We start from the raw sequence: 22,556 nt of genomic DNA, 5'->3' as shown, positions 1-22,556 counted from the left end.
CGGTTTTTTAATGGGGACAATTGCGAGGTGATAACAAGTCTGGGGGGACTTGGGTGCCCGGGTAAGCCGCTAGGACTTCATTTCTTTTTCGAGGCGGCTCACTTTGCGGTCGAGCGAAATGAGGTAGGCCAACAGGCCCGCCACGATGATGGCCACCACGGCCACCACCACGTATATTTTGCCGCTGGCGCGCAGGTCATCGGCCATGGTGGGGGCCACCTCGGCCGTTTGGGCAAAAGCCAGCGAAGTGAGTAGCAACAGCGGCAGCAGCAGTTGGCAAACGCGCCCCAGTGGGCGCAGGACAAGCTTATTGTTCATCGTGTTTCAGTTTCAGGAAAACGTAGCGGCTGCTCACCTGGGCCACCCAAAAGGCAAACAAAATCCAGCCGATAACGGCCGGGTAAAACACCTTGCGCATGGTGTTGTCGAGGTCGTATTGGTTGAAGCCCGGGTTGCCGGTCTGGCCCGGGTGCAGCGAGGGGCCGCTGAGGCGGGGCAGTACAAACAGCAGCGGAATGACCGCCGCAAACGCAAAAATGTTGTAGATAGCCGAAACCCGCGCCCGCTGCTGCTCGTCCTGAAACGAACCGCGCAGCACCAGGTAGGCCCCGTAGATGAGCATGGCCACGGCCGCGCCGTTCAGGCGGGGGTCGGGCGTCCACCACGCGCCCCAGGTGAAGCGGGCCCACAGGCTGCCGGTGGCCAGGCCCAGCAGGCCCAGCACGATGCCGGTTTTGGCCGACTCATGGGCGAGTACATCGAGCCGGGCCGAAGGCTCGCGCAGGTACCGGATGGAATACCACACCGATACGAGTAATACCATAATCATGGCAAACCACATCGGTACGTGGAAGAACAGGTTGCGGATGCTCTCGTTCACAATGGGCAGGGCTGGCACCGGGGCCAGAAAGCCGGCCACCGTCGCGCCCACAATCAGCAGCACGGCCAGGCCTTTCCAGAGTGCGCCGCCGCCACGCTGCTCCACCAGGCGCTGCCCGCCCCACACGCCGCCCACCGTCATCACGAGGCCCGACACACTGCCAATAATTGCCGCTGTAGTCATAGGTAATTAATTAAAAATCAACCGCGCCACAAAAAAGGAAACAGCAGATACGAAGTTGCGCCCACTATCATGTTCAGGGCCAGCAGCGTGAGTAGCGACTGGTGGCTCAGGCCCCGGTCCAGCCCATCGAGCGCATTCTTGCTCACCTTGATGAGCAGCAGCAGCATGGGCACCATCAGCGGGAAGCCTAGGATGGCCATGAGCGTGGCCCCATTGCCGCCCGCCTTGGCCGCAATGCCCGACACCAGCGTGAGCGTAGTGGCAAAGCCCACGGCCCCCAGCAGCAAGTTGGCCACAAACAGCGGCGCATCCTGAATGGGATTGCCCAGAAACACCGTGTAAAGGAAGAGTCCCAACAATGCCACCGCCATTAGCAACAGGGTATTATACAGCATCTTGGCCAGAATCACGGCCTGGGGCCGCACCAGCGTGTAGTAGTACAGCCGCTGGCCCGGGCTTTCCTGCATGAATCCTTTGGCTACCGCGTTCAGGGCCGCAAAGAGCAGAATGACCCACAGCAGCGCGTTCCAGGCCGGCGGGGGCGGGGTGCCGCCGCGCAGGCTGAAGCTCAGAAAGCATACGAATACCGTGCTGCCCACGTACAGCAGCAACCCGCCCAGCGCCGCCCGCTGCCGCCATTCGAGGCGGAAGTCTTTGGCTAACAAGGTGGAGATTTCGCGGAGCAGCACTGGCAGGGGTTCAGTTTCGGGCTGTAAAGATAGACCACAGATTGAACGGATTTTAACGAATTGAACGGATTGCCTGTGGTCCAGCCCGTTGGTATTGTCCGGGTAGAACCACAAATAATCCGTTCAGTTCGTTGAAATCCGCAGAATCTGTGGTTAAAAGTCGTAGCCCAGCGTGAAGTAGAATTTCGGGCCGTGCGTCACGTAGTCCTTCTGGCCCCAGGCCACATCAACTTTGCCATAAAAGCCCAGTAGCGTGGTGCGGGCACCCACCCCGTAGCCGATGAGTAACGGGTTGCTGAAATTGGTGACCGTGGCCCCAAAATACTGGTTATACTGCTTGATTACGGTATTGGCCGAGTTGTCGGTGCCAAAGGGGTTGGTGCCCGAATAAGCCGTGCCGGCATCGGTAAAACCTACCAGCTGCAGGTTGCGGAAGAAGCCCGAATAGATGGGCCGGTGCGCGAAATACTGCACAATTGGTATGCGCAGCTCGCTGTTGAACAGCACATAGCGCGGGCCGCTACGGGCGCTGTAGTCGAAGCCGCGCAGGTTGGTTACAAACTCCTGGTTGAACACTTGGTCGGGGGCAGTGTAGCCGTTCAGGAAGCGGGCATCGGTGTAGCCGGCGTTCAGCCAGTCGTCCATGCCGCCGATGCGGAATACCTGGGGCCGGGGACCAAAAAACTGCCCGTAGCTGGCCCGGTTGGCCCACACAATGGAGCGGCTGATTTTCTGGTAGTGGCGCAAATCGACAACGAACTTGCCGAAGCTCAGGCCTTTATCGCTCAGGTTGCTTAGGTTCAACACGCTGGCCTTCAGACGGGTGCCGCTCACCATGTTCACACCGGTATTGATGCTGTTATCGAATACCAACTCGCCGTTGTAGCCCAGGTAGTTATAGCTCTGGTCGGTTTCCGTGGATACGTCGCCCAGTCGGGTACGCGAGATACTCACGAAGCGGGGCCCGCCGCGCACGCTCAGGTTGTGGGTGAGCGGGTAGGCAATGGTGGGGGCTATTTCGTGGCGGCCGTAGCGGTAGCGGCCATCATCGAGGTCGAAGAAATAGGCTTGTTTCTGGTAGGCAATGCCCCAGTCGTAGCGCTTGGTCAGGTTGGTGTAGGATGCCCGGATATTGCTGGTGCGCAGGTCGAACAAGCCGAACAGGCTGGCGTCGATGCGCTGATTTTCGAGCACATCGGTCAGGGCCGCTCTAAACTGGAGGCCGAGGCCCAGCAGCGGGTCCATGTACAGCGAAGTCGACACGTTATCGGCCATGAAGCGCGTATCGTAGCGGAAGGGGCCCGTGATGGCCGGGGCGTCCGCCTGCGCTTTAGCCGTGGCCGCCGCTGCCGTAGCGGCGGCGGTAGGCGTGAGGCGGCGGCGCTTAGCTGCCGCTGCCTGCACGGGCTCGTCTTCCTCAAACTGATAGTCGCTGGTGTTCACCGCTTCGGTGGCCTTGCGGCGCTCGGGGCGGGTGGCGGGTTGGGTATCCGTCGAGTCGCCTGGTTGCGCTGCGGGGGCCGCCACCCGCGCAACTGCGGGCGCGGCGGGCTTGGGTACCGCCGCACGCGGGGCCGCCGACCGTTCTTCCAGCGTTTGCTGGCGGGCGGTTTTGGTGAGGGGCAGCGAGGCCGGCAGCGGGAACTCGGGGTACACGTACAGGATGTCGTGGGACTGCGCCGGGGCCACAAACACCAGCGCCGAAGTAAGTGGGCTGTAATCGAAGTCCTGGGTGTTGGGCAGCCAGTTGGTCAGCAGCGCGTGCTGCTTGCTTTTCAGCGAATACCGGTACAGGGCGCGCACGCCGCTTTCCTCGCCGAGGTACAGAATTTCATCGTCGGAGATGGCGCGGGGGCGGGTTTCGTTCGAAATCGTGCTCACCAGCGTTTCCACCGGCACGGGGCGGCCATCGAGGTGGTACTGGAACAAGTCATAGTTGTTCACCACGTTCTGGAACGTAGCCGGCCGGGCACGGCCCAGCGAATCGAGGTAGCGGTTGGAGCTGAACACCAGCGCCTGCCCGCTGGGCAGAAACACCGGCTGCACGTCGTCGAACAAGTCGTCGGTGAGTTGCTCCACCTTCCGGCTACCGGCGCGCAGCAGGTAGATATCGTTCTGCCCATTGCGCACGGCGCTAAATGCCAGTGCCTTGCCATCGGGCGAATAGCTCATGCTCAATATCTGGTCATAAGCCGCGAATAGGGAAGCCGGCCGCGAAAACCGGATGGCCTCGCGCACCCGGCGCACCAGGCCCCGGCCGTCGGCGTCGCGCAGGTGCAGGGCCATTTCGCCCCGGCTCATTTCGGCCACCGCTACCTGGGAGTTGCCGCGCCAGGCCAGCACTGGCAGGCGGGTTTCCACCTGCTGGTCTGGGGTGTGGTAGCCGCCACGGCTCAGGGTGCGGCGGTGGCGGCCATCGCGGTCCACCACCATCACGCGGTAGCGGCCGCCTTCGTTCTGGGCGTAAGCTATTTGCTGGCCGTTGGGGCTCACAATGGGCTGCGAGAACACATCGGAATGGCGGTTGCGGCCGCTCTGCCGGAATTTCTTGTCGGGCTCGACCAGCGTGGCCACGGGCTGGCCGTTGAGCTCGCGGTAATACGTGAGCCAGTCTTTCAGAAATACCTTAAACGGCACGTTGAGCGACGAGCTGATGCCCACTTCCACATCGCGGGTAATACGTGTGAGGTTCAGGATGTTTTGAATGGTGGTGTAACCGTAGCGCTCGGCCACGTAGTTCCAGATGCTCTGGCCGGCCAGCTTGGAGTTGCGCAGGAAAAACGGGGCCGTGCGGTTGCCGGTGGGGTACTGCTTGGTCATGTCGCGCATGTAGCCGTCCATGTCCACGCTCCAGCCTTCGGCGGCGTAGGCCGAAGCCCCGCCGATAAACCAGTCGGGCAGCTGCAGCAGGTAGCTGCTTTGCAGCACTTCCTTCAGCGAGCCGCCGTACATCATATCATTGAGCAACACCTCCGTAATCTGGGTGCTGAGCTGGCGCTTGAACTCGGTTTCTTCGCCGGTGAAGGCAATCTGCACCTTGCTCATGCGGGCCAGCGGGGTTTCGCCGCCGTTTATCTGCTGCTGCGTGGCGGTGAGGCCAATGTTGCTCTGGCGCAAATCACCCACCGAATTATAAAACAGCAGCGTCGATTTTGAGTACGGATAATAGCCGATGAGCGCCGTAATGCGTTGAAGCTCCTTCTCGGCATACTCGGCGGCGCGGCGGGCGCTGGCCTGGCCGCCGTCGTAGTACATCACATTGAAATTCTGCGTGCTAAGCTGCTGCCAATGAAAATTTTTGTATTGCACGCGCACCCGGCCGAAGGGCTCCTGCGCCGTTTGGGCGCGGGCCGTGGGTGGGCAAAGCATCGGCAGCAGCAGCGCCAGGACCCCCAGCGTACGCTTCGTAGTAGTGGATAGTGGAATGGTCATAATGGGGGCCAACGAGCAAAAACAAAAATTAATCCGCCGAAACGCTAAAAAATTTGTGGTCTGCACCGCCGCCCCGGGCAGTCCCGAACTGGCGGCGCAGGCTACAATAAAAGCAGTTAACGGAAAATTGTTATCCAGCCGCATATCGGCCGGGCAAACAGGGCGCCACCGCTTCAATATAAGCCGGGGATAATAGGATTTCAAGTTACGCCAACGGGCTGCAAGGCGTTGTATCGCTGCAAGCTGGCATCGGGCCAAAGTTCGGTCTGGTGAAGGAGCGAATCGGCCAGCATTACTGCCAGCCGTGGGGCCAGCATCACACCTTTGGACCCGTAGCCGCCGCAAAAGCTTAACGCCGGCACGGTGGGGTGGGGGCCCATTAGCGGCCGGCGGTCGCGCACGGCGGGCCGCACCCCGGCTTGCTGCCCCGTCACGGCAAACGGCAGGTCGGTTACCATGGTGAGTCGGGCGGCCAGCTCCTCGCGGCCCACGGCCGTGGGGCCATCGGCAAACGGCGGCCAGCGGTAGGTGGCACCCACCCGAAACCGCCCCGCGCCCACCGGCACCACGTAGGCCCCCCGGTTGAGCACCTGGTCCGAACTAAGGTCCGCGCAGTCCACATCCAGCACCTCGCCCTGGTTGGGCGTGAGGGGCAGCCAGCTGAAGTACGGGTTGCGCACCGCCGCCGCGCCTTCGCAGCAGATGACGTGGCGGGCCCGCACCTGCCCGGCATACTCGGCTCCACCGGGCTCGAAAACCAGTCTGGTCCAGTCAAACGTTTCGCGGCGCAGCCAGCCGTCGCGGGTGCCTTCGGCGGCCATGCTCGCCAGTAGCTCGCGCACGGCTACGTGGCCGCCGTGCCGCAGCCAGGCCCCGCCAAAGGGCGCGTGCACGCCGGCCAGGCCGGGGTCGGTGGTGGTGAGGGCGGCCACGAAGTCGCCCCACGGATTGTCGGCGCTGCGGGCCAGCATGGCGTTTTGCTCTTCTACAGAGGCAAAGATTTTAAAAATGGGCGCTTCGCTGAAAAACGACTGCTGGTAGCGCTGCTCCAGCTCGCGGTAAAAAGCAGCCGCGAAGGGCAGCAGCTCGGCCGCCCGCCAGGTGAGGGCGAAGCGCTTGCCGGCCACGGGGTTCATCAGGCCCGCCGCTACGTTGGAGGCCGAGTTTTCCTGGCCGGGGTCGTACACCAGCACCCGGTGGCCCCGCTCGCGCAATACATAAGCCAGCGTGGCGCCCGCAATGCCGTGGCCCACTATCAGAAAATCACAGTCCGTCATGGCCGGCAAGGTAAGAAAGAAGAAATGTTGAATGTTGAGGGCTGCGTTTTAAATGTGCGACCAGGCTCCTTGAATAGAAAGCCGCCGCCCCGATTTCTATTCAAAACTCAACCCTCAACATTCAACATTTCTTTTCTGCCGTACCTTTCCGCATTGCTCAGAACCTCTATTTTGCCATGACAGTCGCTGGTTTTACCTTCAACGCTTTTTCCGAAAATACCTACCTGCTCATCGACGAGGCCACCCGGCAGTGCGCCATCGTGGACCCCGGCTGCTACACGCCCGCCGAGCAGCAGGCCCTGCGCGAGTACGTGGAGCACAATGCTTTACAGGTAGTAATGCTGCTGAATACCCACGCCCACATCGACCATGTGCTGGGCAATCAGTTTGTGCTGAGCACCTGGCCCGGCACGCCGTTTCTGCTGCACAGCCTCGATTTGCCCACGTTACGCGCCGTGCCCACCTACGCCGCCAATTACGGCTTTCCGCAGTACCAGCCGGCCGAGCCCACCGGCGAGCTGGTAGCCGGCCAGCCCGTGCACATCGGCGAAACGGAGCTGGAAGTGCGCTTCACGCCGGGCCACGCGCCAGGCCACGTCGTATTCTACCACGCGCCCACGGCCACCGTTATTGGCGGCGACGTATTGTTTCAGCGCAGCATCGGCCGCACCGATTTGCCCGGCGGCGACCACGCCACGCTGCTCCACAGCATCGAAACCGAGCTGATGACCCTGCCCGATGCCACCACCGTGCACCCCGGCCACGGCCCCGCCACCACCATCGGCGAGGAGCGGCGCGGCAACCCGTTTCTCATTTAACAATTAGCATTTATCATTTAACAGCCATTAGCGGGCACCAATGGTGCTGCCAGGGGAAGGCTGAAGAAGATAGACGAATTCGTTAAAGTGTTATGCTACTTGATACTCTACCCTACTATTTTTCTAGTGAATTGATATCGAGTAATTTGCCAGCAAAACCAGCGCAATACTGTTTCCACCATTCGGGCGAGCTTCTCAGCCGCCCCGGTACCGGGGCGGCTGAGCTGGCGCAGGATATTTAAGCCGTGTCGGCTAAGGCTCATGGCTCGGTAGCCGTGGTTTTTGCGGCCGATGGGCTGGCTTTTCCGGTCGGCTACCGTGCCCACGCCCAGGCAAAAGGCGTACGCCAGACTGACCAGGGCCACGAGCTTGCGCAACTTCAGGTGGCAGCGCAAGTGACTGGCCTCCAGGTTGAAGCCCCGACCTTTGAGGTTCTGAAAGCACTGCTCGATGGTCCAGCGCTTGGCGTAGAGCTGCCCCATGTACGGCAGGCCCACGTTGCCAAAAAGAAAGAGGAAATCCCCGTCCGTCAAGGCCTTGACCCAGACCTGTCCCCAGACCCCGTCGACCTGGCACTGGGCGAAGCGCCGGGTCTGTCCGACGGCCAGGCCCAGGTCCGTAATGGCTTGCCGGCGGCCACTCGGGTGAGTGAGCAGGTGGTGCCGGGGTAGACGCATAACAAAAGGCAGTCCGTTGTCCTTGAGCCATTTGAACCAGGCATGGCCCACGAATTCGCGGTCGCCCAGCACCAGGCCAATCCGGTCTTTGCCCAGCACCTGGACGCAGACCCGGAGCAGGGCGATGCGGTCAGCCGCGTTGGAATTGCCGCTGCGGTTGTCGAGCAGTTCCCAGTAGAGGGGCACGTGAAACGCGCCCTGACCCACGGTCACGAGCAGGATATTGACCTGGCACTGGCCGAAATCCCACTCCGTGCGGTCCAGGCACAGGCGCAGCTTGCCCTGGGCCGGCAGCAGGCCCAGCACTAACTGCGCCAGCACCAGATAGTTCAGGTCCGTTTCGCGGAAAAAATCCTGAATCCGGGTTTCGTTCGAGGCCAACTTGACGGCATCGTTCAAGTGCTGGGCCACCTCGCAGAATTGGACGTTGCGGCTTTTTATCAGCGCGATAATGAACTGGCTCACAAACTTTTGGCGAGCCAGGTTGCGCACCACCGGCAGGTGTTGTAAAACGGTCGTAATTTTGGCGATGAGGCGTTGCTTCATGGGGCGGAACGAGTTGAGCGTGTAGGAACCTCAAAGGTCGGGCCGCCCCGTTTTTTTGCCTTGCCTGACTTTTAGTAGGGTAGAGTAGCTACTTGATACCTGTTAAATGAAAAGACACCTGCCCAACGCCGTTACCTGCCTCAATCTATTATGTGGCTGCCTGGCGCTGACCAATATTTTTGCCGGCCGGCTGGAAATCGGGGCCTGGTTTGTGGCTGCCGCCGCCGCCGCCGACTTTGCCGACGGCCTGCTGGCTCGGGCCTTGCGCGTATCCTCCGCCATTGGCAAAGACCTTGATTCGCTGGCCGATATGGTTTCCTTCGGGGTAGTGCCGGGTGCCATTTTCTTTGAGCTGCTCACGCGGAGCGTGGGCGCGGGTGGGCTGCCGGAATGGGTACCTTATTTCGGCTTCGCGGTCAGCATCTTCTCGGCCCTGCGGCTGGCCAAGTTCAACAACGACACTCGGCAGACGACTTCCTTTATTGGCCTGCCCACGCCAGCCTCCACGCTGGTGGTGGCTTCGCTACCGCTCATTCTGGCGTACGACCAGTTTGGTGTTGCGCCCATCATTCTGAACCCCTGGCTGTTGTTGGGCCTCACGGCGCTGCTCTCGGGGCTGCTGGTGGCCGAGCTGCCCCTGTTTGCCCTCAAGTTTAAGAACCTGCGCTGGGCCGATAACCGGCGGCGGTTTCTGTTTATGCTGCTGGCGGCAGGATTATTGCTGGTGCTCAAAGCCGCCGCCGTGCCGCTGGTGGTGCTGCTCTACGTGCTGCTCTCGGTGCCGAAAACGGCCGTTCGGTAGCTGCATTGGATGCAGGGACGCAATAAATAGATTATTTGGTTGTTAAGAAGCTATTGCCGGGTGAACCTGCCGCCCGGTAGTGCTGTTGCGGAAACCAGTACGTGACGGGTAGGGCAGCCAGGAAACAAGTCTCAATTTACTAAGGTGTATGCGTCTTTCTTTCCTCTTTGTTGCATTCGTGGGAATCATCGTGGGGGCCACAGCTCCGGCGGCCAAAGCCCAGTCGGATGGTACCACAGCCCACGGAGTAGTGAAATGGGGCGGCTACATTGAGGTGCCCAGCCTGAACCCCCGCAAGCAGAAAGTGCCGGGCTTCAGCGAAGCCCAGCTGGTGCTCGATGACCAGGTTGGCTGGTTCAGCATGCGCCTGAGTGGGGAGGTGCGCCAGGGCGAGTTCCTCAACATGGTGTACGAGCCGTTTTCAGCGGCCGATGCTAAGCTGTTCAATAGCAGCAAGCTGCCGGCTGGCCCCGAGGCCCAGCTCGTCACCGGCGTTGAGATGAAGCAGGCTGTGACGTTCCTGCGCCTGCGCCCCGTGCGGCGCGGCCCCCAGAGCGGCCAGCCCGAGCGCCTGGTTTCGTTCGACTACCGCTACGCGCCCGCCGGGGCCGGCGTGGCCGCCCGGGGCACCGCCTCTACCCGCAACTACGCCGCTCATTCGGTGCTGCAAAGCGGCGACTGGTACAAGCTGGGCGTGGCCGAAAACGGCAGCAGCAAAAGCGGCATCTACAAGCTCGATAAAGCTGCGCTGAGCAAGCTGGGCCTGCCGTCGGGCCTCAACCCCAACAACCTGCACCTGTACGGCAATGCCATGGGCATACTGCCCCAGGCCAACGCCGCCTACCGGCCCGATGACCTGATGGAGAATAACATCATGTTTGTCAACAGTAATAATGACAACGTACTGGACGACAACGAGTACTTCCTGTTTTATTCGCCCGGGGCGCATACCTGGGCGGCGCAGGGTGGCATGTTCCGGCACCGCAACAACGTTTACACCGATACTGCTTACTACTTCGTGAAAGTGGATGCGCGGCCGGGCCTGCGGGTGCCGGTGAAGGCCGCCGTGCCGGCCACGGGCCAGCCCGTCAGCATCACCAGTTTCACCTACCGCGACTTCTACGAGCACGACCTGGTGAACCTGCTGCACTCGGGCCGCAACTGGGTGGGCGAGGGTTTCCAGGTGGGCGGCAAGCAGGAGTTTACGCTCGGCGGAATCAGCGATTTGGTGCCGAATAGCTCGGTACGTGTCACCACGAACTTACTGGCCAGCTCCTCGGTGGCTAGCGCTTTTCAGGTTACGCTGAATGCGCAGCCCCTGGCTACTCAGCTCATTGAGGCCCGGTCCGGCCAGCCGTTCTCGGCCGAAACCATTGTGTCGTCATCCACCAACCAGTTGAGCCTGAGTGCGCCGGGTACTGAGCTGCGGCTGGGGCTGACGTATAGCAGCAACGACCCTGGCGCCAGCGGCTACCTCGATTACTTTGAGATTAACGCCGAGCGCCTGCTCAAGCTCAGCGGCCCGCAGCTGGAGTTCCGGACGCTGACCAACGTTGGCCCCGGCCGGCAGAACCGCTACGTTTTTGCTGGCCTGCCTACCGGGGCCGTGGTGTGGGACGTGACCAACCCGCGCCGCCCCCAGGCCATGACGCTCGATGCCAGCAGTAGCTTCATCGCGCCGGCCGATACGGTGCGCGAGTTTGTGACCCTGCAACCCGGTGGCGACTTTAGCGACCACCCGGTGCGGGCCTTCGGCAAAGTAGCCAACCAGGACCTGCACGCGCTCAATAGCACCGTGGGCGCGCCCATGCTGGACCTTGTGATTGTGACGCATCCGACGTTTCTGGCGCAGGCAAAGCAGCTGGCCGCTCACCGCACCACGCACGACAACCTGCGGGTGGCGGTGGCCACTACTGGCCAGATATACAATGAGTTTGGCTCGGGCGGGCAGGACGTGTCGGCCATCCGCGATTTTATGAAGATGCTGTACGACCGCGCTCCGGCCGGCAAAAACATGCAGCTGCTGCTACTGGGCGATGCTTCGTATGATTATAAGTCGGACCCGTACAACGACAAGAGCGCCGAGCCAGACTGGTGGAAAAAAAGGGTGCCGTTTAAAACCGATGCCAATTTTGACGCCTTCAACCAGAACTACGTGCCCACCTACGAGTCGCGGGAGTCGCAGTCGCCCTACCCGTCGTACCCTCCCGGTTTCTATGGCCAGGCCAGCTATTCTTCCGATGATTTCTATGGCCTGCTGGATGACAACGAAGGCGAGTGGGACGAGCAGAACCTGGGCAGCGAGTTGTTTGATATTGGCGTGGGCCGCCTGCCGGTGCGCCTGCCCAAAGGCGAGCTGAACAACACCACCCAGGCCCAGCAGATGGTGAACAAGGTGATTGGCTACGATGCCACCGCCGCCTACGGCAAGTGGCGCAACCGTATTACGCTGGTGTCGGACGATGGCAACAACAACATCTTCATCGACAGCAGCATTGGTTCCGATGCCATTGCCAACATCATCAATGCCACCGCCCCGGTTTACAACGTGCACAAAGTGTACCTGGACCTGTACGCCCAGCAGGCCGTGGCCGCCGGCCAACGCTCGCCCGATGCCAACCGCGCCATCGACCAGTCGGTGGAGCAGGGCTCGCTGATTGTGAACTACCTGGGCCACGGTGGCCCCAAGGGCCTGGCCGATGAGCAGATTGTGACCAACGCCTCGGTGCTGGCCCTGCGCAACCCCAACAACCTCACGTTCTTCACCACCGGCACCTGCGATTTCAGCACCTACGACAACCCCGATTTCACCTCGGCCGGCGAGCAGTCGCTTACCGATAATGCTACGGGCGGGGCCGTGGGGCTCTTCACCACCACCCGCGTGGTTGAGGCCGGCCTCAATGCCGGCCTCAACCAGCGCTACTTCAACCGGGTGCTGCAGCCCATCAATGGCCAGATGCCCAACATCGGCACCATTGTGATGATGAGCAAGAATGACTACCAGGCCGGGGGCATCAACAACCGCAACTATTCGCTGCTGGCCGACCCCAGCATGGTGCTGGCCTACCCCAAGCAAACGGTGGTGCTCGACAGCGTGCGCCAGCGCATCGGGAAAGGTTGGGTGACTGCCGACACCTTGCACGCGCTGTCGCGCATTCGCCTGCACGGCAAGCTGCTGAACAACGGTACCCTGAACGCCACGTTTACCGGCCGGGCCCAGGTTACGATTTACGACAAGCCCACCACCGTGATGACCCTCGGCAACGAGCCCGGCGATACGCCATCGCCGATTAGGATTCAGGAGAGCGTGATTTATGGCGGGCAGGCCGATGTGGTGAACGGCCAGTTCAGCCTGGTCTTTGTGGTGCCCAAAGACATCAATTACCAGGTTGGAATGGGCAAAATCAGCCTTTACGCTTCAGATGCTACCCACAGCATCGACGCCAACGGCTACCAGACACGGCTGGCGGGTGGAGCCTCCCGCAATGCGCCTGAGGACAACCAGCCGCCGCGCATCAGTCTCTTTATGGACAGCAAGGCATTCGTGTTCGGCGGCCTCACGGGCCAGACCACCACACTGCTGGCCGATTTGGCCGACGAAAACGGCATCAATACCACGGGCACGGGCATTGGCCACGACATCACGGCTGTTATCGACCACGACCCTAATAAGCTGCTGGTACTGAACGAGAGCTATGTGGCTAACGTGGGGGACTTTACCTCGGGCAACGTGAAAAATCTGTTCAAAGACCTGAGCACGGGGCCGCACTCGCTCACGGTCAAAGCCTGGGATACTTATAATAATTCGTCCGAGAAGGAGATTGAGTTCATCGTAGCCCACGATGTGAAGCTGGCGCTCGACCATGTGCTGAACTACCCCAATCCGTTTGCCCACTCCACTACGTTCTTCTTCGACCACAACCAGGCGGGCAGCGAACCCGACAACCTGGATGTACAAGTGCAGATTTTTACCGTGGCCGGCCACTTGGTGCGTACCCTCAATGCCATTGTGCCCAGCACCGTAGCCCACCAGCAGAGCATCAGCTGGAACGGCCGCGACGATTACGACGACCAGCTGGCGCGCGGCGTATACGTTTACCGCCTCACCGTGCGTTCGCAGCGTAACAATTCGGTGGCTTCGAAATACGAAAAACTCGTCATCCTCAATTAATCCGCTTTTATTTGCGCCCGGGCCACACCCGGTCCTCATTTCCCACCTCTATGCAGCTTCTTTTTTCCCGTTCGCGCGTGGCGCTTTCAGCCGGCTTGCTGGCCGTAGTGGCCACTGCCCAGGGCCAGACTACACCCCACACCATTACCACGGCCGTGCCTATTCTGACCCTCAGCCCCGATGCGCGTTCATCGGCGCTGGGCGAGGCGGGTGTGGCAACTTCGCCCGACGCGAACTCGGCGTATTTTAACCCGGGCAAGCTGGGCTTCGTGCAGTACAAGTACGCCGCCTCGGTATCCTACTCGCCCTGGCTGCGCAACATCACCGACGATATGAGCTTGTCGTACCTCTCGGGCTACGCCAAGGTGGGCAAGCGCTCCGCCTTTGGGGCTTCGCTGATGTATTTCGATTTGGGAAGCATTGACTACCGCGACGGCGGCAATCTGCCGGTCGGTTCTTTCAACCCCAAAGAGTATGCCCTGGCCGTGTCCTACGGCTTGCAGCTGACGGATAATTTCGGGGTGGGCGCTTCGGTGCGCTACATCCGCTCCAACTTGGTGGGAGCATACGCAAACAACGATGCCAAGTCCGGCAATGCCGCTGCCGTGGACCTGGGGGCCTATTATTCCAAGGATGCCACCATTGGCACCGGCATCTATAACCTGGCTTTTGGGGCTTCGATAACCAACATCGGCAACAAGATGACCTATGCCGACCCGCTCAACCCCAGCTTCCTGCCCACTACGCTGAAGCTGGGCACGGCCATCACCCGCGAGATTGACCAGTACAACAAGATTACGGTCACCTTCGACGCCAGCAAGCTGCTCGTGCCTTCGCCGTACTATATTGATGGCGTGTCGGCAAACGACCCAAGAGTTAAAGACGAAAATACCCGCCGCAACAACCAGAACATCGTGAGTGGCATCTTCAACTCGTTCAACGATGCGCCCGGTGGCTTTAAGGAAGAGCTGCGCGAAATCAACCTTTCCAGCGGCTTGGAGTACAACTACAACGACCTGCTGTATGCGCGGGGCGGCTACTTCTACGAAAACCCCGAAAAGGGTGGCCGTCAGTACATGAGCCTGGGCCTGGGCGTGCGCTACCAGGTATTTGGCATCGACGGCACCTACCTGGTGCCCACGGGCCAGAACAGTCAGGCCAATCCCCTGGCCCAGACCATTCGCGTATCGCTGCACTTCAACCTGAACAAGCTGTCTGAGGCGTTCGACCAGAACGGGGCCGGTGGCACCAGCGGCGACACGCCTTCGAACTAACCCGTCCTTTTTTAGTTACCCCACAGCTCCCCTTCTCGGCCGAGAAGGGGAGTTTGTTATTACTGCTTATGCCTTCTTCTTCGACTTCTGCTTCGATGCTCGACCGTACCGTTGCCCCTCCCGTTCAGCCGCTGGCCCGCGTCACGCTGCCCGATGCCGATGTACATACCCTGCCCAGCGGTGCCCGCCTGCACGTACTGGCCAACGATGCCCAGCCCGTAGTGCGCCTGCAAGCCGTGTTCCGGGCCGGCAAGCTGGCCGAAAACCGCCCCGGCCTGGCGTCCCTCACCGCCCGTATGCTGCTGGAGGGCACTACCACCCGCACCGCCCGCCAGATTGCCGACGAGGTGGCCTTCTACGGTGCTTCGCTCGACTGCGACTCCGGCTTCGACCGCTCCACGCTCACGCTCTACTGCCTCACCCGGCACCTGCCCACGCTGCTGCCGCTGGTGATTGACGTGCTCAGCAATCCCGCCTTTCCGGCGGCCGAGCTGGAGCAGCTGAAAACCCGCACCATCCAAAATGCGCGCGTCGAGCGCAAAAAGACTAGTTACCTGGCCTCCGAGCGGTTCAATGAATTGCTCTTCGGGGCTGATACAGCCTACGGCCAGCCCTTCGACGCCGAAGCCTACCAGACCCTGACGGCAGTGGAAGCACAGGCTTTTCATCAGACGATGTATTCGTTTAGTAACGCCGAGATTTTCCTCTGTGGCGATGTGGCCGCTGAGCAGGAATTGGTGGCCGCTACCTTCGGCACGGCCCCGGTTACGGCAGTGCCCCTGGCCGCGTCGCCCGCCGTTGACGAGCCCGTCATTTCTGCGCTGCCCGACCGGGTTTCTGTGACCGGCAGCTTGCAGGCGTCCATTCGCATGGGCCGGCCCTGGCCCGCGCCCACCCACCCCGATACCCACCGCCTCCGGCTGCTGGTGAACGTGTTCGGCGGCTACTTTGGCTCGCGCCTGATGCGGAATATCCGCGAAGACAAGGGCCTGACCTACGGCATTTACGCCAGCGTGGCTCCGCGCGAGTTCGGGACAACGCTCGTTATCGGCACCGATGTGAAAGGCGAAAGCGCCGACTTCGCGGTGAGTGAGATTGAGCTGGAGCTGCGCCGCCTGCAGGAAGAGCTGATTCCGGAAGAGGAGCTGGAAACGGTGAAAAACTACATCCTGGGCAAGTTTGCCAACGAGCTGTCCACCGTTTTCGAGCAGTGCGATAAATATAAGAACCTCGTGTTCCTGAACCTGCCGGCCGACTACTACACCCAATTCGTGCAGCAAACCGAAGCCGCCGATGCTCAAACGCTGCAAGCGCTGGCTCAGTCCTACTTCGCACCCACAACTATGCAAACGGTTATCGCCGGCCCGCCGCTGAAGCTTACCGCCTAAGCATGGGCGAACGGTAATAACACGAAAAACGGTCATGCTGAGCGCAGCCGAAGCATCTCTGCCGCATAAGTAATCTATTTACTATTGCAGTAGAGATGCTTCGGCTCCGCTCAGCATGACCGTTCTTATTTAGCGAGAAGCGAGGCTATTAGGCCGGCTCCTGAATGGCGGGCGGCGTAGCGTTGTACTCAACTGTAGCGGTGCGGTGCTCCGCGCCTTTTTTGCCCTTGTCGTCCTTCACATCGCGGCGGCTGAAGGGGCGGATGATGAGCCGCAACGCCTGGTCGGAGCTGAAATAGCTGAAGGCCCAGTCTACCAGCGCCACCACTTTATTGCGGAAGCCCACCAGCGTCATCAGGTGCACAAACAGCCAGGTGAGCCAGCCAAAGAAACCGTTGAAGTGGATGTTCCCGGGCAGGTCGACCACGGCCTTGTTGCGGCTCACGATGGCCATTGAGCCCTTGTTGTTGTACACGAAGTCGCGGGGCGTTTCGCCGCGCAGCATACGCTGGAGGTTGAGGGCCAGGTGGTCGGCGTGCTGCTGGGCCACGGGCGCGAGCATGGGCATGCCCTGGGGCATGTCGGTGGTCACCATGTTGGCCACATCGCCGATGGCGAAAATGTTGGTCTGGCCCTGCACCAGGTTCCAGTCGTTCACCGTGATGCGCTTGTTGCGGGTCACGGACTCGGCGGGCAGACCGGGCACTTCGGCCCCGTTCACGCCGGCGGCCCACACCAGGTTTTCGGTCTGAATAAATTCAGTGTCCGAGAAATAAGCCTTGCCGTCTTCGTAGCGCTTAATGGGCGTGTTGAGCTGCACCAGCACGCCCAGGTCGTCCATGTAGCGCTTGGCATCAGACTGCGAGGCCAGCGACATCGTCCCAAGTAGCGCCGGCCCGGCTTCTACCAGAAAAATCTGCATGGCCTGCAAGTCCAGCTCCGGGTAGTCCTTGGGTAGCACGTGCTTGCGCATTTCGGCCAGCGAGCCGCTGATTTCCACGCCCGTGGGGCCGCCGCCCACTACCACGATGTTCAGCAGCGCCTGCTTCTCGGCCGGGTCGCTGGTGAGCAGGGCTTTCTCAAAATTCTGAAAGATGAAGCTGCGCAGGTTCAGGGCATTCGGGATGCTCTTGATTTGCATGGCGTTGCGCTCAATGCTCTCCAGCCCGAAGAAGTTGGTGAGCGAGCCGGTGGCCAGCACCAAGTAGTCGTATTGGATATGGCCTACGCTGGTTACCAAGGTATTGGTGGTAGATTCTATCCGCTGCACATCGGCCATGCGGTAGAAGAAGTTGGTCTGCCCCGCAAAAATCTTCCGAATCGGATACGCAATGCTATCCGCTTCGAGCGCGCCGGTAGCTACCTGGTACAGCAGCGGCTGGAAGTTGTGGTAGTTGTTGCGGTCGACGACGACGACCTGCACCGGGGCCTTGTGCAGCGCCTGGGCCAGGCGCAAACCGCCAAAGCCACAGCCTACAATAACGACGCGCGGCTTATCCGAAACGGGGAGGTTAGTATCCATAAGACCACAGATTAAGTTGATTTCAACCGGTTAAACAGATTTCTATGGTTTCTGGTTGACTATTGGCCTGAAATACCTGTATATATTGGGATGGCTGGTGGTTGTGCGTTTGGCTGGTTTAGGCATTTCAGTAGCCGTTTGATTTCCAGATGGGGAGTGCCGAAATTGAGCATCGGCCCTACCGGAATCCCGAATGCTTCGAGGTCGTTGAGTAGTTGCGAACTGTGAGCTGGAGTCAAACTGTCGAATGCTTTCAACTCAACTAATATTTGGCCTTCCACGAAAAAGTCGGCCCTGCGGGAGCCGACTTTTTCGTTCTAAATAAATGGGCAAGTCAATTTTGCGCTCGGCGTTCAACCCCTTCAACGGGTAAAAGGTAGCGAAAGGAAGTCCGAATCAGAACCATAAAAACCCGTTCAATCGGTTGAAATCCACTTAATCTGTGGTCCTATTCGTCGTCGTAGTTCTTCTTCTTAAACTCGCCTTTTTTCACCTGCTGAATGAGCTGGAGCCAGCTAAACGGGTTGAGCAGCGGGTTGTTGGAGTACTGGTTGGGGGCCATGCCCATGCGGCGGTCGTAGTCGAGCTGCTGGTTGCTCATCGACTGGCGGAAGTTAGCCACCGCGCCCATGGGCTGGGTGCGGAAAATGCGGTTCATCAGTTCCTGGTTCAGGTTATCGGCGGCGGCGGTGCCGCGCTCGGTGGGCAGGCGCAGGGCCAGGAAGGCTTTTTTGAAGTCGCGCTCGGTGGTGTAGGGAAACACGCGCACCTCGGGCAGCACGGTGGCATCTTCCTTCAGCTGCACGATAACGGAGTAGCTCTGGCGCTGAAAATCCTTCGGGATGATGATGGTCTGGTTGGCATAGCCCAGCGAGCGAATCACGATGCTGTCGCCGGCCAGCACGGCCATCGAAAAATAGCCGTAGATGTTGGATGCCGTACCCCGGCCCGCCTTGGGCACGTATATCGTGGCCCCGGGCACGCCCAGCAGGCTGTCGCCGGTAGCCACAATGCCGGTGAACTGAATCACCTTGCGCTTGCCCTGGGCGTGCGCGCCCGAGCCGGCCAGCAGCATGAGCAGCAGCGCTGCGGCAAAAAAGAAGGGAAAGCGACGAAGGCGCAAGAAATCAGGCATATTCAGATAGCGGAAAAACAAATATACGGCATCCGATTCGGGGCCGATGGTAACTTTGGGCAGAAAGAACGACGGGCAAACTTCCCCTTCCCAGACAGCAGATGCGCTTGAAACATTTCACGGTTGCTTTTGGGCAGCAACTTTTTAAATCTTTGGGCGATGAAAGCCGCGTGCGCATCCTGCATTTGCTGTGGCGCAACCAGGAAATGGTGGTGGCCGATTTGGAACAAGTGCTGGATTTCACCCAGACCAAAACCAGTCGGCAATTATCGTACTTAAAAAATGCAGGTTTGGTGAATGTGCGCCGGCTCGATAACTGGATGTATTATTTCCTGAAAGAAGAGACGGTCGAGCTGCTCCAGGAGTTGCTGGCCTTCATGGAAAAAGACCCCCAACTGCTGCACGACCAGCAAGTGTACCAAACCCTGTGGTCGAACCGCGAGCTGGCCGCGTATAAGCTGCAAAACCGCCACTGGCACGGCCTGGGGTAGGCTTCCGTAAGACCGTCATGCAGAGCGCAGCGAAGCATTTTTACCGCAGTAGTAAATAAATGCGTTGCGCGGTAAAGATGCTTCGCTGCGCTCTGCATGACGGTCAGCTTCTTGTTTTTCGTCGTTAATTATGAGTACCGTTCGTCGCCTTTTTGTGTGCACCAATCAGAAATCCGGAGTAGGGGAGGACGTGGCCAAAGCTCTGAAGAAAGAGCTGAAGATTCAGGGCCTGAAAAAGCTGCTGCACGGGGGGGAGCGCGAGCAGGTGCGGGTGCAGACCTGCAATTGCCTCGACCTGTGTAAACAGTGCAAAAAAGGCCCCGGCGCGGCCCTCATCGTATATCCCGAAGGCACGGCCTACGGCAAAGTGCGCCCCGCCGATGCCGCCGAGCTGGTGGCCCGGCACCTGGGCCTGGGGCAGGTGGTGGAGCGCTTGCTGCTGTGCGACGAATAGGCCGGCAAAAGCTAGCCTCCGCGGGGTAAAAAGGGCCTTTGGCCGGCCACGCCGCCGCTACTGCCAACCGTAGGGCTCCATAATCCGTTGATAGAGCAATTTATTTGCTTCTCATTTCCGCTCCCATGCGTTTTTCTCTCGCAGCCCTGGTCTTCTCCGGGCTGAGCTTTACCGCCGCCGCCCAGCCAGCTGCGCCCCCCGATTCGGTTTACACCACGCCCCCGGCCGCGCCTCGCAGCGTTGGCCTTGCGCCCCCGGCCGGGCAGCAGCTTCGCAGCACGAAGTCTTTCGGCCAGCTGGGTAAGAATGGCAATCTTAGCCTGCTGCCCATTCCGGTGCTGTTTTATCAGGCCGAAACCGGACTTGGCTACGGCCTGGGTGCCTTGCTCAGCGGCCGGTTCTCGGCCGATACCCTCACCCGGCCTTCCAACGCGCGGCTGCAGTACTGGACCACCACCGAGGGCCAGTCGCTCATTCAGCTGGTGCACTCGGTGTACACGCCGGGCGAAAAGTTTTACCTGAACGGTGAAATCAGCGCCTACGACATCCTGCTATATTACTACGGCAAAGGCCCAGGCACTACCAGCGCCAACGAGTCGGAAACGGATTACAAGCTGTTCATTATCAACCAGCGGATTCAGAAGCAGATTGCACCCAAGCTGTTTTTTGGTGCGCTGTACCGTTTCACCAACATTACGGGGGTGGGCGCGCCGGCCAAAACCACCGACGGCAACAGCACCAACTTCTTCTACAACGACTCGCGCATGACCGAGCGCGAACGGAAGAATACCCGGATTTCGGGCCTCGGGCCGGTCCTCACCTACGACACGCGCGATGTGCCGCTGGCCGCTTTCAGTGGCAATCTGCTCGATGTGAGCGCCACCTTCAACGGCACGGGCCTGGGTTCCGACTACCGCTTTACGCGCTATCAGGTCGATGCCCGCCACTTTCAGCCGCTGGGGTCCAACCGCACCATTCTGGCCGCGCAGTTCCTCGGGCAGTTCCATACCGGCGATGTGCCATTCCGCGAGCTGGCCGGCATTGGTGCCAACTTGGGCGGCACGCTCTACAACAACGCCAACCTGTTGCGCGGCATTTACGAGCAGCGCTACCGCGACCGCCAGATGATAATGTTTCAGGCCGAAATCCGTCATAAGCTGTTCCCCAATGCTACTATCAGCTGGTTGAAGCGTTTCGACGGGGCCGTGTTCGGCGGCGTGGGCAACGTAAACCAGTACGTCGACAAGTTCAGCCTCAGCGATACCAAGTACGCCGGGGGCGCGGGCATCCGCTTCAACTTCATCCGCCGCGACCGCGTGAACCTGCGCCTCGACTACGCCGGCGGCACCGGCAGCAAGCCGGGCATCCTGTTTGCCATCGGCGAAGCCTTCTAGTGGTCTGACAACTTAATTATGTCAGCAATGGTTAGGAGAGGACACGCTTCACTTCTTGCTTATGCCGCGCCTCGCCACCCCCGTTACCGTACCGCCTGCCGACGCCGCCAAGCTGCGGGCCATCCTCCGCAAAGGCACCCACAAGAGCCGCAAAATCGCGCGGGCCCGGGCGCTGCTGGCCATGGGGGCCGGCCAGGGTGCCGCCGCCGTGCAAGCCGAGGCCGGCATTTCCGCCCGTCAATACTACCGCCTCAAGGGGCGCTACCTGGGCGGTGGCCTGGCCCAAGCACTGGAAGAACGCCCGCGCAGCGGGCAACCACCGAAGGTAACGGCCACCCTGGAGGCGCAAATCACCAGCTTGGCCTGCAGCGAATTACCGGCCGGGGCGTCCCGTTGGACACTCTCGTTGCTCAACCAAACCCTCGTCTCGCTCGACTACGGACCCGCCGTTTCCAACGAAACGATTCGCAAAGTTTTAAAAAAAGTCAACTCAAGCCCTGGCTGAAACAGATGTGGTGCATCGGCACCCTCACGGGCGAGTATCTGGCCAATATGGAGGACGTACTCGACATCTACGCGCAGCCCGCCGAAGCGGGCGTGGTGCGCCTCTGCTTCGACGAGCGGCCCTGCCAACTGCTCGACCACGTGCTCACGCCAATTCCGCCCAAACCGGGAGCCACTCAAAAAGAACACCAGGAATACGTGCGAAAAGGGGTCTGCAACGTCCTGCTGGCCTACGACATCGACACGGGCCAGCGCCACTTGCGGGTCACGACGACCAAAAACAAGGGCGATTACGCCCACTTTATGGACTGGCTCGTGCAAACCCACTACCCGGATGCCCAGAAAATCAAGCTCGTGCAGGATAATTACAGCACCCACACGTACGGCGCCTTTTATGAACACCTGCCCGTCGAAACGGCCCGCCGCCTGCGCCACACCCTCGAATTCCACTACACCCCCAAGCACGGCTCCTGGCTCAACATGGCCGAAATTGAATTCGCCGCCCTTTCCCGCCAGTGCCTGGACCGGCGCATCGGCACGCAGGAACGACTCGAAGCGGAGGCCCTGGCGTGGGAAGCCAAACGAAACGCGGCGGCCGTCAAGGTCAACTGGTCCTTCACGACCGAAAAGGCCCGTGATAAATTGAAAAACAGGTACGCCGAAGTGAGCAAAATAACTGACGAAATTAAACTGTCAGACCACTAGGTAGGAATTATAGAATTGCGTAAAAAGCCTCTTCTGATTTCAGAAGAGGCTTTTTTGTAAATTTTAACCCCGATTATAATCAAAACAGCTGCCGCTGCCAGCGCGCTGATTACCTGAGAAATGCTGGCTGTAAAACCCCATCCGTGAGCGAATTGGCGCATTAGTGGCGTAAGCTCCGTCTTATCCTTTCGCCATTGCCCGGCGTACACCCGCC

General features: G+C 60.3%; 18 protein-coding genes and 1 pseudogene. 10 read left to right on the top strand and 9 right to left on the bottom strand.

The genetic code is table 11. The features are described 5' to 3' along the window. Positions 1-69: 69 nt before the first annotated feature. The 5 genes from KQ661_RS20480 to KQ661_RS20460 form a co-directional block, all read right to left on the bottom strand. A complete protein-coding gene (locus KQ661_RS20480; RefSeq protein WP_216690249.1) occupies positions 70-318 on the bottom strand; it encodes a CcmD family protein in 249 nt (82 codons plus the stop codon). After that, entirely contained in the window at positions 308-1,063 is a 756-nt protein-coding gene (ccsA, locus tag KQ661_RS20475) for a cytochrome c biogenesis protein CcsA (protein ID WP_235727028.1), read from the bottom strand. The genes KQ661_RS20480 and ccsA overlap by 11 nt, the downstream gene beginning before the upstream one ends. Before the next feature lie 17 nt (positions 1,064-1,080). Next, on the bottom strand, positions 1,081-1,752 hold the full coding sequence (locus KQ661_RS20470) for a heme exporter protein CcmB (RefSeq protein WP_394369638.1): 672 nt from the start codon (positions 1,750-1,752) through the stop codon (positions 1,081-1,083). Positions 1,753-1,905: 153 nt separating this feature from the next. Then, positions 1,906-5,184, bottom strand: a complete 3,279-nt coding sequence (locus tag KQ661_RS20465) for a hypothetical protein (protein ID WP_216727895.1) — start codon at positions 5,182-5,184, stop codon at positions 1,906-1,908. Positions 5,185-5,384: 200 nt separating this feature from the next. Continuing rightward, positions 5,385-6,461 carry an NAD(P)/FAD-dependent oxidoreductase gene (locus KQ661_RS20460; protein ID WP_216727036.1) on the bottom strand — a complete coding sequence of 359 codons (1,077 nt, stop codon included), beginning with the start codon at positions 6,459-6,461 and terminating at the stop codon, positions 5,385-5,387. Positions 6,462-6,637: 176 nt separating this feature from the next. Here KQ661_RS20460 and KQ661_RS20455 point away from each other — a divergent pair, with 176 nt between their 5' ends. Beyond that, complete coding sequence (locus tag KQ661_RS20455) at positions 6,638-7,279, top strand: MBL fold metallo-hydrolase (RefSeq protein ID WP_216727037.1); 642 nt, start codon at positions 6,638-6,640, stop codon at positions 7,277-7,279. Between the two features lie 107 nt (positions 7,280-7,386). On the opposite strand, the gene KQ661_RS20450 is transcribed toward KQ661_RS20455, so the two are convergent. After that, positions 7,387-8,502, bottom strand: a complete 1,116-nt coding sequence (locus KQ661_RS20450) for an IS4 family transposase (protein WP_216685403.1) — start codon at positions 8,500-8,502, stop codon at positions 7,387-7,389. Between the two features lie 106 nt (positions 8,503-8,608). On the opposite strand from KQ661_RS20450, the gene KQ661_RS20445 reads away from it, so the two are divergent. The 4 genes from KQ661_RS20445 to KQ661_RS20430 all read left to right on the top strand — a co-directional run bounded on the left by KQ661_RS20445 (position 8,609) and on the right by KQ661_RS20430 (position 16,137). Beyond that, entirely contained in the window at positions 8,609-9,304 is a 696-nt protein-coding gene (locus tag KQ661_RS20445) for a CDP-alcohol phosphatidyltransferase family protein (protein WP_216690245.1), read from the top strand. Positions 9,305-9,452: 148 nt separating this feature from the next. Further along, on the top strand, positions 9,453-13,475 hold the full coding sequence (gene porU, locus KQ661_RS20440) for a type IX secretion system sortase PorU (protein ID WP_216727894.1): 4,023 nt from the start codon (positions 9,453-9,455) through the stop codon (positions 13,473-13,475). A 50-nt stretch (positions 13,476-13,525) separates the two neighbouring features. Next, the gene (gene porV / locus KQ661_RS20435) at positions 13,526-14,749 is read left to right on the top strand and encodes a type IX secretion system outer membrane channel protein PorV (protein WP_216727893.1); all 1,224 of its coding nucleotides are present in this window, start codon (positions 13,526-13,528) and stop codon (positions 14,747-14,749) included. A 68-nt stretch (positions 14,750-14,817) separates the two neighbouring features. Then, positions 14,818-16,137, top strand: coding sequence for a M16 family metallopeptidase (locus tag KQ661_RS20430; RefSeq protein WP_216690242.1), 1,320 nt, complete (start codon positions 14,818-14,820; stop codon positions 16,135-16,137). Between the two features lie 148 nt (positions 16,138-16,285). Here the strand turns inward: KQ661_RS20430 and KQ661_RS20425 are convergent, their stop codons facing one another. From KQ661_RS20425 to KQ661_RS20415, 3 genes and pseudogenes are all read right to left on the bottom strand, one after another. Then, positions 16,286-17,659: an NAD(P)/FAD-dependent oxidoreductase gene (locus KQ661_RS20425; protein ID WP_216727892.1), complete on the bottom strand. Its 1,374-nt coding sequence runs from the start codon at positions 17,657-17,659 to the stop codon at positions 16,286-16,288. Positions 17,660-17,718: 59 nt separating this feature from the next. Next, positions 17,719-17,961, bottom strand: a pseudogene (locus tag KQ661_RS23195) (GxxExxY protein); the annotation flags it as partial. A 146-nt stretch (positions 17,962-18,107) separates the two neighbouring features. Next, positions 18,108-18,794 carry a carboxypeptidase-like regulatory domain-containing protein gene (locus KQ661_RS20415; RefSeq protein ID WP_168673572.1) on the bottom strand — a complete coding sequence of 229 codons (687 nt, stop codon included), beginning with the start codon at positions 18,792-18,794 and terminating at the stop codon, positions 18,108-18,110. Positions 18,795-18,895: 101 nt separating this feature from the next. On the opposite strand from KQ661_RS20415, the gene KQ661_RS20410 reads away from it, so the two are divergent. From KQ661_RS20410 to KQ661_RS20390, 5 genes are all read left to right on the top strand, one after another. Beyond that, on the top strand, positions 18,896-19,285 hold the full coding sequence (locus KQ661_RS20410; RefSeq protein WP_216727890.1) for an ArsR/SmtB family transcription factor: 390 nt from the start codon (positions 18,896-18,898) through the stop codon (positions 19,283-19,285). Between the two features lie 130 nt (positions 19,286-19,415). Continuing rightward, complete coding sequence (locus KQ661_RS20405) at positions 19,416-19,739, top strand: (2Fe-2S) ferredoxin domain-containing protein (RefSeq protein ID WP_216690238.1); 324 nt, start codon at positions 19,416-19,418, stop codon at positions 19,737-19,739. Between the two features lie 125 nt (positions 19,740-19,864). Then, entirely contained in the window at positions 19,865-21,133 is a 1,269-nt protein-coding gene (locus tag KQ661_RS20400; protein ID WP_216727071.1) for a BamA/TamA family outer membrane protein, read from the top strand. 61 nt (positions 21,134-21,194) lie between these two features. Continuing rightward, positions 21,195-21,638 carry a helix-turn-helix domain-containing protein gene (locus tag KQ661_RS20395; RefSeq protein WP_216727889.1) on the top strand — a complete coding sequence of 148 codons (444 nt, stop codon included), beginning with the start codon at positions 21,195-21,197 and terminating at the stop codon, positions 21,636-21,638. A gap of 5 nt (positions 21,639-21,643) precedes the next feature. After that, positions 21,644-22,342 (top strand): IS630 family transposase, encoded by a 699-nt coding sequence (locus KQ661_RS20390; RefSeq protein WP_216727888.1) that lies wholly within the window; start codon positions 21,644-21,646, stop codon positions 22,340-22,342. Positions 22,343-22,556 lie beyond the last annotated feature (214 nt).

Source organism: Hymenobacter siberiensis, from assembly GCF_018967845.1.
Lineage (GTDB): Bacteria > Bacteroidota > Bacteroidia > Cytophagales > Hymenobacteraceae > Hymenobacter > Hymenobacter siberiensis.
This window is presented reverse-complemented; position numbering and strand designations above follow the sequence as displayed.